The organism is Exiguobacterium sp. LL15, assembly GCF_024436095.1.
Classification (GTDB): domain Bacteria; phylum Bacillota; class Bacilli; order Exiguobacteriales; family Exiguobacteriaceae; genus Exiguobacterium_A; species Exiguobacterium_A indicum.
The window spans coordinates 1644519-1659054 of the sequence record NZ_JANFNX010000001.1 but is presented as its reverse complement, the minus strand read 5'-3'; the positions used below and the strand labels follow the sequence as shown (position 1 = coordinate 1659054).

Here is a 14536-nt window from a genome sequence, read left to right as displayed (position 1 = left end):
GTGTGATGAAGATGAAATGGATACATACTGCCGATTGGCATCTCGGCAAAATCGTTCATGGCGAGTCGATGCTCGAGAACCAGCGGGCGGTCTTAGCGGATTTTTTGACACTCGTCGACCGCGAACAACCGGATGCGATCGTCATTGCAGGTGACTTGTACGACCGCGCTGTACCACCAACGGAAGCCGTCGAACTGCTTGACGAGACGCTCGCTGCCTTGATTCTCGATAGAGACATCCCGGTCGTTGCGATCAGCGGAAATCACGATTCGGCTGAACGGTTAAGTTTCGGAACAACGTTACTCCAACGGGCCGGTCTGCATCTCGTCGGAAAACTAACGCCGGTCATTACTCCGGTCACGATTAAAGGAGTGTCGTTCTATCCAGTGCCATTTGCCGATCCTGCGACCGTTCGGTACGTGTACAAGGACGAAACGATCAAGACACATGATGATGCGATGCGGACGATCCTTGCCGGGTGTAGTCCGGACGGACCGAGTGTCCTCGTCGGTCATGCCTTTGTGATCGGTGGACTCGAGACGGATTCGGAGCGGCAATTGTCCGTCGGAACAGCAGGACAGGTCAGTGCGAGTCAGTTTGCACCGTTTACGTATACGGCACTCGGTCATTTGCACAATCCGCTTGCGATTCAATCCGAGACGGTTCGCTACAGCGGATCGCTCTTGAAATATTCATTCTCGGAAGCCCACCATGTCAAAGGAGTCGATGTGTTGACGTTGAACGATGCGGGTACGTTCGATCGTCGGTTCGAACCACTTGCACCAAAACGTGATTTACGAGAACTGACTGGAAGTCTCACTGAACTGACAGACCCGGCATTCGTCGCGACACAAGACACGGACGATTACTTAAAAATCAATCTAACAGATGGTGAAGCCTTGATGGATCCGATGGGCAAGCTGAAGAAAATCTATCCGAACATCCTGCACCTCGAGCGAATCGGATTCGTCCGCGAGAGTACGCGGGCAGTCAAGGCGTCGCGGGAACAAGTCAAGGATGCGTCCGTTGCGGACCTGTTCAGTGAGTTTTATGAAGCGGTCCGTGAGAAGAAACCGACGGAAGCGATGCAAGCCGTCCTGAAGGAGGAAGCGACATGCGCCCAGAACGACTGACATTACGCGCCTTTGGACCGTTTGCTGGTGAAGAGACGATTGATTTCACGGCACTTGCCGGACGGACGATGTTCGTCATTTCCGGGAATACCGGAGCAGGAAAAACGACGATCTTTGACGCATTGACGTTCGCCCTGTATGGCGAAACGTCAGGCGGCGAACGGGAAATGAGCGAACTGCGAAGTCATTTTGCCGTGCCCGAGCAAAAGACGGAAGTTGAACTGGAGTTTACGCTGAAAGGGGAACGGTACCGGATCATCCGCCAACCGAGTCAACCGCATCCGGTCAATAAAACCGGCTACTCGCATGAAGCCGAGCTCGCTCGGTTCGACGGAACGACGTGGAAACCGCTCGCGGTCAAAATTCCAGAAATCAAGCAACGGGTTCAAGAGCTGATTCAGCTCGACCATAAACAGTTTTCGCAAATTCTCCTGTTGCCGCAAAATAAGTTCCGCGAACTGTTGATGGCAGAGTCAAAAGACAAACTCCAGATTCTCAAACAGCTGTTTAAGACGGAACACTACGGTGAGTTCCAGCAACGTTTGCACCGACAAGCGCTCGATCTTGCGGCACGCATCAAGGAAACGAAGACGAAACAATGGGCCAAGCTTGAGGAACTACCTTTGCAAGCGAACTGGAGTGAGTTGACGGAAGGCGACATCCGGTTACGGATGGAGGCATTGACGACGGAACGGGACGAATGGTTAACGGCTGCTCGTCAAGCTGAAATAGAGACCCGTGCGATCGTCGAGAAGAAAACGACACAATTGCAACAAGGCGAGCAACTCGAAGCGGTTTTCCAAGAGCAGGAGCGACTTCAACAGACGGAACAGTTGCTAGTGGACCGCTTACCGGAAATCAAACAGATGCAAGAAGAAGCAATGGCAGCTGAACGCGCTCAAATCGTCGCACCGATCTATGACCAGTGGCAACAGGATCAAGAACAATTGACGCAACTCACGCATCGAAAACAGGAAACTGAACAGCACATCGCTCGCTTGAAAGAGCAACAAGAGGTCGTGCAAGCAAAAGTGGATCGATTGCTAGCGGAGGAACCACAGATCGAGCAACTCAGTCGTCGCCTCGAAAAGATTCAAGAAGAACGCGAACGGTTGGAAGCAGAAACGGCTTTACGACAACAACAGCAACAACTAATCGAACGTTCGAAGCTTCTGGACCCAGAGCCATTACGGAAGCAACTCGAACAAGCACGGACGGAGCGTAAGACAGTTCAAGAACAACTGCATCCATTGCAAAACATCGGAGCAGAGCGCTTAAAGGTGCAAGAACGGCGCTTCATCCTGCAACAGCTGGCGACGAAGATGGCGGAACATGACAAATTGGAAGCAGAACGGCAACAGCTGATTGTCCGCGGCACAAGCGTTCGGGACCAAAAAGAGGCAGCAGCGCGCCAATACGAAGAAGCGCGTAGATACGAACGGGAACAACTGGCTGCTGAACTTGCCAAAGGATTGACAGACGGGACGGCTTGCCCAGTCTGCGGCAGTACGTCGCATCCACAGCATGCTGTCGCCGTCGTAAAGGAACTATCCGTCGATGTAGCGCAACAGCGGTTCCTAGAAGCCCAACAAGCGCATCAAGAGTTACAAGCCTCGTACCGAACGGTTGCCGAACGTCTCGGACAACTGACGACCGAGATTCAAAAGACGAGTGAAAACGAGTCATCTCATGCAGATGTTTCAGCACAGCTTCGGGAAGTCGAACAGACGGAAGCCCGATTAGCGTCAGCACAGACGGAAAAAGCGCGTCTTGAGACTCGCCTGCAACAACTCGAGCAATCCATGGATCAGCTACAACTGAAAATCGATGCAATGATCAAAGACCGGACCGTCATCGAATCGGAAATGGCACACTTGTCTGGTCGCCTAAGTCAATCAGGAGAGTCCACGAAATCGCTACCAGCACTACGTGAGGAACAACAACAGGCAGAAACACGTATCGAGCAGTTCAAGCAAGACAAACAGCAACAGCTACACGAGAAGGAACAGCTCGATCGAGACTTCGCGGAACACCAAGGTCGATTCCGTCAATTGACTGAGGCATCTGCTGAACAAAGCGACCGATTAACGAAACGCGAAAACAAATTACACGCAGTCTTGGCAGAAGAAGCGTTTCCGACGATTGAAGCCTTCCGCGATGCGAGACGGTCTCGTGACGAACTCCGTCACCTCCAAGAACGTTTGGAACAAGATCGTCTAGCGCGGCAGGAATTGAAGCTGAAGCAGGAACAAGCCCGTTTGAAGACAGAAGGTCAAGTGCGTCCGGATCTCGAACAGTTGCGGATGGATGTGAAGACGTCGTCGCTCGAACTGACGGAGCAGACCGACCGACGAGTCGGGCTCGAGAAGGAACGCGCACATATCGATCAATTGATGGCGGCCTGGGAAAGCTTGCAACGCCAGATTGAGGACGAGGATGCGAGATACGGCATCATCGGCGAACTCGCTCGCGTTGGTGTCGGGGAGAATGCGCAACGGATGACGTTTGAGACGTACGTCCAGACGGCATACTTTGATGAAATATTGTTCGCCGCAAACCGGCATCTGCACGAGATGACCTCCGGGCGTTTCCAGCTTGAACGGAAAACGGAGGCGGGAAAAGGGCTTAAGAAATACGGGCTTGATTTAAATGTCTTTGACGCGTACACGTCGCAAACACGGCATGTCAAGACGTTATCCGGTGGCGAAAGCTTTAAAGCATCCCTTGCCCTTGCGCTCGGGTTGTCGGAAGTCGTTCAAGAAGCGAGCGGTGGCGTGTCACTTGAGACGATGTTCATCGATGAAGGATTCGGAACACTTGATCCAGAATCACTTGAACAAGCAATCGAGACGTTGCTCTCGATTCAAGCGAGCGGTCGCATGGTCGGGATCATCAGTCACGTCCAGGAACTGAAGTCACGAGTTGACGCAAAAATCGAGGTCAAACAAGGAAAAACGGGGTCGACGATTGCACTAGTCGTCGAGTAAGGAGATAAGATCGATGGAAACACGAAATATGGTCACGAAAACACAAATCAAAGAGGCGTTACACGAATTAGGTGTGACGCCCGGTATGAAATTGTTCGTCCATTCGTCTCTCAAACAAATCGGCTGGATTCCCGGCGGCGTACAAGCGTTGATCGAGGCCTTACAGGAAGTCGTCACGACGGAAGGGTTGATCATGATGCCGGCGCAAAGTACCGATAATTCGGATCCGAAGAACTGGAGTCAACCGGCTGTGCCGGAAGAATGGTGGGAAACGATTCGCCGGGAAATGCCGGCATATGATCCGGCAAAAACGGTCACACGCGGCATCGGTCGTGTTCCGGAAGTTTTCCGGACATATCCCGGCGTCGTTCGAAGCGATCATCCGATGTGGTCCGTGACTGCCTGGGGGAAAGATGCGGCGACATTCGTTGCTGATCATACATTAGAAAATGGCTTCGGTCCCGGTTCACCGATCGAACGCTTCATCGAGGCAGACGGTCAAATTCTGCATATTGGTTCTCCTTGGGATACGACGACCGTTTGGCATTATGCAGAATACGGGTTAAATCGTCCGGACGTCGAGGATGGTTGTAAAGTCAAAGAAGGAACGACGGAACGATTCATTCATTACCGACATCGCCAAATCGATAGTGATGCGTTCGGTCCGATCGGTGAAGGGTTAGAAAGTGCCGATTTCGTCACGTCCGGTTTGATCGGACAAGCGAAATCTTACCGCATCGATGCCAAAGCCTCGATCCCAGTCGTCATGTTGCAATTAAAAGCGCTTGATCAATGGTTATTTTGAAACTTTTTCGGGAAACCTTCGTAGTAGAAAACAGAATCATAAAAAGGAGTGAAAGCAATGGCTTCACGTTTTAAAGTAAACCCGGCATTGCGTCGCGGATTCGATACGGCACGTGTCGGAGAACGACCAATGACAAAAAGCGGGACGATGAGCAAGATTTTCTTGATGCTCGCTCTCGTCACGGCAGCAGCAGGGGGAAGTTGGTTCTTCCTCGCAGAAAACCAAGCGTTCCTATTCCCGGCATTAATCGGTGGATTCGTCATCGGTCTGATCCTTGCCTTGATCATCACATTCAAACCAGCAACAGCACCGGTCCTTTCACCGATCTATGCGTTGGCAGAAGGTGTCGCCGTCGGAGCATTGTCGCTCGTCTTTGAAAGCATGTACCCAGGTATCGTCGGGAAAGCGGTTCTTGCGACTTTCGTCGTCGCGTTTGCGATGTGGTTCGTCTACTCGACGGGGATGATTAAAGTGACGCAACGTTTCCGTTCTGCGGTCACAGCAGCGATTCTTTCGATCTTCGTCTTGTACGCAGTCAACTTGATTCTCTCGTTATTCGGTGTCGATCTCCCATTCATGACAGGTAGCTCACCGCTTGCGATTGGTATTCAATTCGTCATCGTCATCGTGGCATCCCTGTCACTCGTGATGGACTTCGATTTTATCTCGCAACAAGTTCGTGCGGGTGCTCCAAAATCGATGGAGTGGGTTGCAGCATTCGGATTGATTGTGACGATCATCTGGCTCTATATCGAATTACTCGATCTCTTATATCGACTCGCGGCGCGGGATTAACAGCAACGGAGCTGACTCAAAAGTCAGTCTCTACAAAGATAGGGGTGGCAGAATGATGATCTGCCACCCCTATCTCGTAATAAAAAGAATGACGCGTTTCACGCAACTCCTACAGGAAAAAGCGCATTTATGCGCTGTCAGAGACAATCAAGACCCGCTTTCCTGCTTGAATAAGGCAGGAAAACTGGCTTGTGTCTCGCCTGAGGAAAGGGCGTGAAAAGACGCGTCATTCTTTTTGTTGAGTCAGCCTCGTTTTTTGTCGCAAGCAGGGATGATTATGTGAAATGAGAAATAAAAGAGTGGTGAAACGAGAAGGAGGATCCCATATGAAAGAACGTATCGTCATTGGAGCAGGACCGTACCACAACAATCCCGGTTGGTATCATACACAGGAAGATGAGCTGAATCTACTCAATCGGTCCGATTGGGAACGATTGTGTTCGAACGACACGTTGCAAGCGATTCTTGCGGAACATGTCTGGGAGCACTTGACGTTCGAAGAAGGAATTGACGCGGCACGTCATTGTTATACATACCTTGCACCAGGGGGATACGTCCGTTGTGCTGTGCCGGACGGTTATTTTCGGGATGACGCATACCAATCGATTGTTCAAGTCGGTGGACCCGGTCCAAATGACCATCCAGCGGCGAGTCACAAAATCGTTTATACGCACGAAACATTACGACAAGTATTTAAAGAGGCTGGATTTCAGGTGCGTCTTCTCGAATATTTCGATCAGGATGGAATCTTCCATCAAGCGGACTGGGATGGCGCAGACGGTGTCATTTTCCGTTCGAAGCGATATGATCCCCGGAATGCAGAACAGATGAGATTTCCTTCGTTGATTCTTGATGCAATCAAATCGAAATGACAAATAACGGTGAGCGCCCAAATAGGTGCTCACCGTTTTCTTATGAATGAAATCCTTCCTTGATTGTTCGCAGTAACACGCGCGCACTGGGCGATAAAGTCGCCTCTTTTTTCCAAATCAAATGGACGTCCGAGACGACGGGAGGATCGAGGGGAAGAAAGATTAGATCGGAAGCGGTCGTATCGATGATGCCATCGATTGCTAGAGCGTGACCCACCCCTTGACGTACAAGTAAGGACGCATTGAACAACAAATTATATGTTCCGATGATCTGACAATCCTCAAGCGTTAAACCACTCTGTTCATGGAAATACGTGTCGAGCTGTGTCTGCTCGGATAGGAGCAAGGGAAGGGAGAGGAGCTGCTCCCGCGAAATCGTTTTAGACTGTGCGATCGAGGCATCACGACGTGTTAAGATCCCCCAACGGTCCTGACCGGGTAACGGTAAGGAATGAAATGTGGATAGATCGAACGGAGCAATGACAAGTCCAAAATCGAGCAATCCCTTTTCGAGCCGGTCGAGTACATCATTTCCATTGCCACTATACATACGAATCGTTACATCAGGATGAATGGCGTGTAAGTCTCTAAACGCTTGCAATACTGTCGTCAATTGTTGGGTTTCGCCACCACCGATATGAATTTCACCTGTCAATACTTCTTTTGTATTCAAATCGACCAATACCTTATCTGCTAGTGTAACCATCTCGCGTGCGCGCTCTTCAAAGAATCGTCCCTTTTCTGTTAAACGCAACCCTTGTTTCGACCGTTCAAACAATTCGACCCCAATCGTTTCTTCTAGCTGTTGCAACTGACGCGATAATGCCGGTTGCGACAATCGAAGAATCCGTGCCGCTTTCGTAATGTTTTTTTCTTCAACTAAAGCTAAAAAATAACGTAGTTGTTGTAATTCCATCATTTCACCTCTATCCATGCGAAAAACGTATGGTTTATTACTTAAGATTAGCATTAGACATGAATGGTTGTCAGCCGTAAGATGAGACCAAGCAATCAAAAGAAAGGAGAATATACGATGACTGAACTACAAACTTATGTGAAAGAATATACGATTCTTCCAACGGATCCGGTCCTTGAGCGCATTCATGCCATTCAAGATGAAATTGAACCGGAAATACAGCGATTGAATCAAGCGGTCTCACAGGAAGAGAGAAGACAGGCACTTGCCGTGATCACAGGGCAAGACATCGATTCGTCTGTTAGAGTCTTAACGCCTCTATTTACGGATTTCGGACGGCATCTATCCATCGGCAAGCACGTTTTCCTCAATCGAGGTGTCATGTTCACGGATCTTGGGTCGATTCGGTTAGACGATCATGTCTTGATTGGTCCATTCGCACGGTTGCTGACTGTCAACCATCCGGAAGCACCGACGAAAAGAGGCGGCGTTGAGACAGCACCGATTCATGTCGGTCGTAATGCTTGGATTGGCGCTGGGGCGACGATTTTGCCTGGCGTGACGATTGGTGAGGATGCAATCGTCGCAGCGAACGCAACAGTGACACGTGATGTCCCGCCCCGTACGATCGTCGCAGGTACTCCGGCGAGAATCATTCGAATGGTTGAGATGTCGGATGAGTAGATGGTACGGTTGTCTACTTGCATTTTTTCTATTGAGTGGATGCACCGACATGAAAGAATCGTCACGATCGAGTGATTTAGAACAAAAGGAGTTGAAATCCGTCTTGCTTCAAATCGATGGAACAACCGTGCCGATTCGTTTTGCGGACAATGAGACAGCGATGGCCTTGCAAAAAAGACTGCCGCTGGCGATGCAGATGAAAGAGTTGAATGGGAATGAAAAGTATCATTACGTGCAATTCTCGTTACCGACGAATCCAAAGAATGTCGGAACGGTGCAAGCGGGAGATCTCATGCTGTATGGATCAGATTGTCTCGTCCTGTTTTATGAGTCGTTTCAAACGGATATAAAATACACGCGAATTGGTTGGGTCGAACCGAATCGATTATCCGAACTATTATCGGCTGATACAGTACGTGTTCAAATGAGCACGAAACAATAAGAAAACAAGAGAGGAAGTCATCATCATGGCCATTCAAGGAAAAGTCATTATCATCACAGGAGCAAGTTCAGGTATTGGAGAAGCAACAGCACGCTTACTTGCAAAGCAGGGGGCAAGGCTAGTCTTAGGATCACGGCGCAATGATCGACTGGCGAAACTCGTCGATTCGATTCAAGCGGACGGTGGGGAAGCAATATACCAAGAGACAGACGTCGTGAAACTGGAGGATAATCAACGACTCATCGAAGCAGCATTGACGGCGTATGGTCGAATTGATGCGATATTCCTTAACGCGGGGCTGATGCCGAGTTCTCCACTATCTGCTTTACAAGTAGACGAGTGGAATCAAATGATTGAAGTCAATCTCAAAGGTGTCTTGAACGGGATTGCGGCTGTCATGCCGACATTTACCTCCCAACGTGCGGGGCATATTCTGACGACCTCATCCGTAGCAGGTCTTAAGGCGTATCCGGGTGGAGCCGTATATGGCGCAACGAAATGGGCAGTACGTAACTTAATGGAAGTCTTACGGATGGAGTCGGCGCAAGAAGGAACGAATATCCGCACAGCGACGATTTATCCGGCAGCGATTCATACCGAATTGCTCGAGACGATCTCACACGGAGAGTCCCTGGAAGGAATGACGGCACTATATGACCAATACGGTATCTCACCAGAGAGTATCGCGCGGATCGTCGCCTTTGCGATTGATCAACCAGAGGATACGAACGTGAGCGAATTTACGGTCGGTCCAACGACTCAACCGTGGTAAAAAGGAGGAGTATTAATGTTTCCACGAGGCGAAAAGAACGAAGCGTATCAAGAGGTATTCACAGGTATCAGTTATTTAGCACCACTTGTCGACGAATCATTACCCGTTTCCGTATCACATGTGACGTTCGAGCCGAAGACGCGGAACCATTGGCACATCCATGATGGAGGATATCAAATTCTCCTCGTCACGGAAGGGGAAGGATGGTATCAAGAAGAAGGGCAACCCGCTCGACATTTGAAAGCAGGAGATGTCGTCGTCACGCATGATGGTGTGAAGCATTGGCACGGGGCAACACGGTCTTCCTGGTTTTCGCACATTGCGATCACTGCTGGGACACCACTCTGGCTCGAGGCAGTTTCAGACGAACAATATGAAGTAACGGAATGAATAGAAAGACCATCTGAACTTCGCTGTCAGATGGTCTTTTTGATCATAGTCCGTGCTCGCTTTTCAGTTGATCGACGTATTGTTTTGCCTCGAGCAAAGACGATCCGAGTGTCTCTCGAACGCGTTTGACAGCTTCAACCGTCTTTCCTTCATGAAGCAACTGAACTAATTCGACTTGTAACGCTGCTTCTTCTAGTGACACCTCATTCAGACCGAGGTGCTCCTCGATCCGTTGTAGCTTCTTCAGAATCGTTTGTTGGCGGCGTTTCGCTTCGTCCGCTTTTTGTGATAAGGACATCCAGATGAAGAATAAGACGATCAGTGGTGCGAACGTGACGACAGAATCCATAGTGAACACCTTCCTTTGTTTCACCGTACCATAGGACAGTCTCCATAACAAATAGTGGAAAATGATGCAGAAATTGATTATGCTGATATAGTGGAAAATAAAGGGTTAATATGGAAAGGAGATAAATCTAGTGGATAATGTGTTAGTGACATTTTTACCGCTCTTGATTCAAATCGGACTGATCATGGTACTGTTCTTCTTCGGAACGTTTGGTCTGTTTTTCTTCGTAAAACGCAGTTCGTATCACAGTAGTCGTTATTATCGTTTAACGCGCGAACCGTTTTTACGGATCGTTCGTGATAAAGGGAAATGGGGCGAATACTTGACGACACGTCAACTCGATCAAGTTTCCGGATACGGCACTTATGTCTTTAATACATACTTACCACGTGCGCGTGGAGAAGGAACGACGGAGATCGATGTGACGTTCATTCATGAAAGTGGCATCTATGTACTCGAATCGAAAAACTACAGCGGGTGGATTTTCGGACGCGAGCAGGACCGTCAGTGGACGCAGCAGTTCCAGAATCGCTTCAAGCAACGGTTCTATAATCCGATCAAACAAAATGAAGGGCATCTCAAAAGCATGCAACGCTTCTTAGAAGGAACGGATCCCGCGCTCTTTCACTCCTTGATCGTTTTCAGCGAACGCTGTGAACTGAAAAAAATCACCGTCGATTCAGCGCATGTCCGTGTCTTGAAACGAAATGTCCTTCGCAAGACGATCGAGCAACTCGCGACAGGAAAACCATTGACACCGAGTCAAGTTGATACGATTGCAGGGAAACTCGGGGTTCATTCACAAGTCGATCGTGCCACGCAACAAGCGCATATCGAAGGGATTCGCCAACGCCAGGCAAAATGAGACCGTTGACGGACTCGTTCTTCTTCAGGTATAGTGGATAAATAATAAGTAGTGCAACTATATGGAGATGATGGGATGAAAGAATCGGAATGGTCGCTTGGAATGCAATTATCCCGTAGTTATTATGCGTTCAAACGTGCTGCTGCTAAACGGATGGAAGCGTTCGGTCTGACACCGGAGCAGTTTTCTGTCCTGAGCGAACTCGCTAAACAAGATGGTGTTTCGCAAAAGCAGCTGGCATTCGTGACAGAACGTGATCAAACGACGATCGGTAAGATTCTGGATAAGCTCGGTAAAAAAGAACTAATCGTTCGGACGCCGGACCCCCGGGACCGACGAGCGGTTCTGCTCTTGATGACACGAGAAGGACGCGACATTGTCGATCGCCTCGGGCCAGAGCTCGATCAACTACAACTCGAAGCGTTCCGTGGACTATCGCGAGAGCAAATCGAGCAATTAAAAGAAACACTTGAGACCATTCACCGGAATGTGACGTGAATGGTTTTCCTTCGGACATATAGTTGCACGTGATATTATAAGTAATGCATGTAAAAGGAGATTGTAATATGAAAGCATGGAAAGATGTCTGGTCAATGACACAAACGAAAGTGGGGCTCGTCTTCGCAATCGTCGTCCCGCTCTTGTTCCTCGTCGTTTGGATGACCGGTTACGAAGGAACGACGGAACGGCTCGATCAATTGAACGTCGGTGTCGTTGGCGAAGTGAATGACCCGTTCGTCAAATCACTAAAGGAAGCACCGTTCACGGTCCAAGCACTTTCGACCGAAGTGAAAGGATTGGAAGCACTCGATGCCAATGAAGTCGATCTCGTTCTACAAAAGGATGATGTAACGCGTCAACTGACGGCACACGTCAGCCAGACGAATGCCGAATTCGCGAATGCGATTCTCGAGCGGGCAACGGAAACGATCGGCAAACAGTTGAATGGTGAGCCAACGTTTACGACATCGATCGTCACGGAGCATGCCGTCTCGGATTTTGCCTTGTCGATGCTGCCACTCGTCCTCGGGTTCGTCATCTATATCGCGACGATGACGATGGGGATTCAATTCAATCTTGTCAGTACGATCTTAAGTAAGCGTCATTCGATCTGGTCGCTATTTTGGAGTCGCCAACTGTTGCACGGGATCGTTCTTTTGGTCGTTCCATTACTGCTCGTTTCCATGGCACATGTATTAACGGACATCACGACACCATTCATCAAACTGTGGGCGTTCGAGCTCCTCGTCGTCGCGACCTGTGTCGCCGTCACGCAGATGAACTTTGCGATATTTGGACCGATTGCTCCACTCGTCAATGTTGCGTTGATTCCGTTCCAGTTGATGACTGCCGGAAACATCGTGCCGGCGAAGATGCTGGCACCGTTTTATCAATCCCTCGGAACGTTCTTACCTGTTCCGAATGCCGTGGCTGGATTCAGTCGATTGTTATTCATGAATGGATCCATCGGTACGCAAGTGTTGCATTTATCCCTGCTTTGTTTCGGTAGTTTTATCATAACGTGCTTAGTGCTGAGTTGGAGGGAGCAACGACAAGCACAACGTGTTGTTGCATGAAGAATATAAGAAGAATCGTCATCGAATGAGATGGCGATTTTTTTTATTTGAGATCGATTTATGAAAAAATCATTGCATAACAAAAACGTTATATAATAATATGGTTATGTGAAAAGCGAAAAAGATAAATTCGCTCCTGTATCAGGTATGGATTATACGTTTAAGAGAAAGGAGGACTCTCCAGTGATCGAGACAGCAAAACGGGTAGAAGAGATGAGTCAGTTCTTAAAGCTACTGAGCGATGGAACACGTCTTGAAATTTTGCGAAGACTACACGTTCGGGAACATTGTGTCTGTGATTTCGTCGAAATGTTTGATATTTCGCAACCTGCAGTCAGTCGTCATCTAAAATTATTGCGTCAGTCCCATCTCATCTTGGAACGACGTGAACGACAATGGATTTATTTTCGAATCAATCCAGATCACCCGCAACACAAGTTGTTATTGACGATTTTAGAAGAAATGGACACTCCGGACATCCCGGACAGAAGTTGCTAAGGACACACACCGTGGATGAAATGGATTAGCACGAGCAAGGCATTGGAATCGAGACGATATTCCATTCTTGATGACACGTTCAAGATTGGCGAATCGTTAACAAAGCCACTCGAAATTTAATACAGAAATGAAGTGAACGCATTGACCGGTACACATTTACTAGCGATCGGAATTTTTCTAATCACCTTATTCTTAATCATTAAACAACCGAAAGGACTCGGCATCGGTTATTCAGCGATGGGGATGGCACTCGTTGCGCTATTGACGGGAGTCGTCAATCTCGATGATGTTTCGACTGTCTGGGGCATCATATGGAATGCCACCTTTACGTTCATCTCCCTGATCATCATCTCATTGATTCTTGATGAGATCGGATTCTTCGAATGGGCGGCACTCCACATGGCACGCATCGCGCGAGGTGGTGGTGTCAAACTATTCGTGTATATGACATTACTTGGTGCTGTCGTTGCGGCTTTATTCGCGAACGATGGGGCAGCATTGATCCTGACACCGATCGTCCTCGCGATGGTTCGTCACTTGAAACTTCCGGATTATGTCGTGTTAGCCTACGTCTTCGCTTCCGGATTCATTGCTGATACAGCCAGTTTACCGTTCGTCGTCTCGAACCTCGTCAACATCGTCTCAGCAGACTTCTTTAACATCGGGTTTACGGAGTATGCGTCACGGATGGTATTCGTCAATCTCTTTTCTGTCGTAGGCAGTCTGATTGTCTTGTATCTCTATTTCCGAAAGAGTATCCCAAAGAATTACGATGTCGCGCAACTCGTCGCACCCGCGACAGCGATCAAGGATCAACGGATGTTCAAGTTATCTTGGTTCGTACTCATCTTGCTTGTCGTCGGATACTTTACGAGTGACGTCATCGGCATTCCAGTCAGTCTTGTCGCTGGAATCATCGCCTTGTTCTTCTTATTGATGGCACGTCGTTCACCGAGCGTACCGACGAAAAAGGTCATCGGTGGTGCACCGTGGGCGATCGTCTTCTTCTCACTTGGAATGTACATCGTCGTCTACGGACTTCAAAATGCAGGATTGACACAAGTTCTCGCTGACATCATTGATGGCTTTGCGACGAATTTAGCAGCTGCAACATTTGGTATGGGCTTTTTGGCTGCTATCTTGTCGTCGATCATGAATAACATGCCGACCGTCATGATCGATGCCCTTGCAATCGACTTGAGTCAGGCGACTGGAACGATGCGAGAAGCGCTCATCTATGCGAACGTCATCGGATCCGATCTTGGACCGAAGATCACGCCGATTGGTAGTTTAGCGACGTTACTTTGGTTACACGTGCTTCGAACGAAGGGTGTAAAGATTGGTTGGGGACAATACGTTAAGATTGGAGCGATTCTAACGATCCCGACACTCGCGATCACATTGCTTGGCTTGTATATCAGCTTGATACTTTATTGATTTTCAAGGAGGAA

General features: G+C 48.8%; 16 protein-coding genes. 14 read left to right on the top strand and 2 right to left on the bottom strand.

Annotated features, from left to right (window positions below; genetic code table 11):
- Positions 1-11 precede the first annotated feature (11 nt).
- The 5 genes from NOM72_RS08720 (at position 12) to NOM72_RS08700 (ending at position 6592) form a co-directional block, all read left to right on the top strand.
- A complete protein-coding gene (locus NOM72_RS08720; protein ID WP_255998859.1) occupies positions 12-1133 on the top strand; it encodes an exonuclease SbcCD subunit D in 1122 nt (373 codons plus the stop codon).
- The gene (locus NOM72_RS08715; protein ID WP_255998856.1) at positions 1115-4120 is read left to right on the top strand and encodes an AAA family ATPase; all 3006 of its coding nucleotides are present in this window, start codon (positions 1115-1117) and stop codon (positions 4118-4120) included. The genes NOM72_RS08720 and NOM72_RS08715 overlap by 19 nt, the downstream gene beginning before the upstream one ends.
- A gap of 13 nt (positions 4121-4133) precedes the next feature.
- Positions 4134-4925: an AAC(3) family N-acetyltransferase gene (locus NOM72_RS08710; protein WP_023467863.1), complete on the top strand. Its 792-nt coding sequence runs from the start codon at positions 4134-4136 to the stop codon at positions 4923-4925.
- A 57-nt stretch (positions 4926-4982) separates the two neighbouring features.
- Positions 4983-5720 carry a Bax inhibitor-1/YccA family protein gene (locus NOM72_RS08705; RefSeq protein WP_255998852.1) on the top strand — a complete coding sequence of 246 codons (738 nt, stop codon included), beginning with the start codon at positions 4983-4985 and terminating at the stop codon, positions 5718-5720.
- A 326-nt stretch (positions 5721-6046) separates the two neighbouring features.
- A complete protein-coding gene (locus NOM72_RS08700) occupies positions 6047-6592 on the top strand; it encodes a class I SAM-dependent methyltransferase (RefSeq protein ID WP_064300141.1) in 546 nt (181 codons plus the stop codon).
- Positions 6593-6632: 40 nt separating this feature from the next.
- On the opposite strand, the gene NOM72_RS08695 is transcribed toward NOM72_RS08700, so the two are convergent.
- Positions 6633-7511, bottom strand: coding sequence for a LysR family transcriptional regulator (locus NOM72_RS08695; RefSeq protein WP_255998848.1), 879 nt, complete (start codon positions 7509-7511; stop codon positions 6633-6635).
- A gap of 114 nt (positions 7512-7625) precedes the next feature.
- Here NOM72_RS08695 and NOM72_RS08690 point away from each other — a divergent pair, with 114 nt between their 5' ends.
- From NOM72_RS08690 to NOM72_RS08675, 4 genes are read left to right on the top strand one after another with little or no spacing between them, the layout of a single operon-like run.
- Complete coding sequence (locus NOM72_RS08690; RefSeq protein WP_255998845.1) at positions 7626-8192, top strand: DapH/DapD/GlmU-related protein; 567 nt, start codon at positions 7626-7628, stop codon at positions 8190-8192.
- Between the two features lie 49 nt (positions 8193-8241).
- A complete protein-coding gene (locus NOM72_RS08685; protein WP_223041657.1) occupies positions 8242-8634 on the top strand; it encodes a cyclophilin-like fold protein in 393 nt (130 codons plus the stop codon).
- Positions 8635-8659: 25 nt separating this feature from the next.
- Entirely contained in the window at positions 8660-9406 is a 747-nt protein-coding gene (locus NOM72_RS08680; protein ID WP_255998842.1) for an SDR family oxidoreductase, read from the top strand.
- Positions 9407-9421: 15 nt separating this feature from the next.
- Positions 9422-9796: a cupin domain-containing protein gene (locus NOM72_RS08675; RefSeq protein ID WP_255998841.1), complete on the top strand. Its 375-nt coding sequence runs from the start codon at positions 9422-9424 to the stop codon at positions 9794-9796.
- A 43-nt stretch (positions 9797-9839) separates the two neighbouring features.
- Here NOM72_RS08675 and NOM72_RS08670 read toward each other — a convergent pair whose 3' ends face one another.
- A complete protein-coding gene (locus NOM72_RS08670) occupies positions 9840-10145 on the bottom strand; it encodes a hypothetical protein (RefSeq protein WP_035398001.1) in 306 nt (101 codons plus the stop codon).
- Between the two features lie 130 nt (positions 10146-10275).
- Between NOM72_RS08670 and NOM72_RS08665 the strand changes: the two genes are divergently transcribed.
- The 5 genes from NOM72_RS08665 (at position 10276) to NOM72_RS08645 (ending at position 14522) form a co-directional block, all read left to right on the top strand.
- Positions 10276-11010: a nuclease-related domain-containing protein gene (locus NOM72_RS08665; protein WP_214857267.1), complete on the top strand. Its 735-nt coding sequence runs from the start codon at positions 10276-10278 to the stop codon at positions 11008-11010.
- A gap of 75 nt (positions 11011-11085) precedes the next feature.
- The gene (locus NOM72_RS08660) at positions 11086-11508 is read left to right on the top strand and encodes a MarR family winged helix-turn-helix transcriptional regulator (RefSeq protein ID WP_050677025.1); all 423 of its coding nucleotides are present in this window, start codon (positions 11086-11088) and stop codon (positions 11506-11508) included.
- A 68-nt stretch (positions 11509-11576) separates the two neighbouring features.
- Positions 11577-12587: an ABC-2 transporter permease gene (locus NOM72_RS08655; RefSeq protein WP_255998838.1), complete on the top strand. Its 1011-nt coding sequence runs from the start codon at positions 11577-11579 to the stop codon at positions 12585-12587.
- Positions 12588-12770: 183 nt separating this feature from the next.
- Positions 12771-13085, top strand: coding sequence for an ArsR/SmtB family transcription factor (locus NOM72_RS08650; RefSeq protein WP_029341347.1), 315 nt, complete (start codon positions 12771-12773; stop codon positions 13083-13085).
- Between the two features lie 132 nt (positions 13086-13217).
- Positions 13218-14522, top strand: coding sequence for an arsenic transporter (locus tag NOM72_RS08645; RefSeq protein ID WP_255998836.1), 1305 nt, complete (start codon positions 13218-13220; stop codon positions 14520-14522).
- Positions 14523-14536 lie beyond the last annotated feature (14 nt).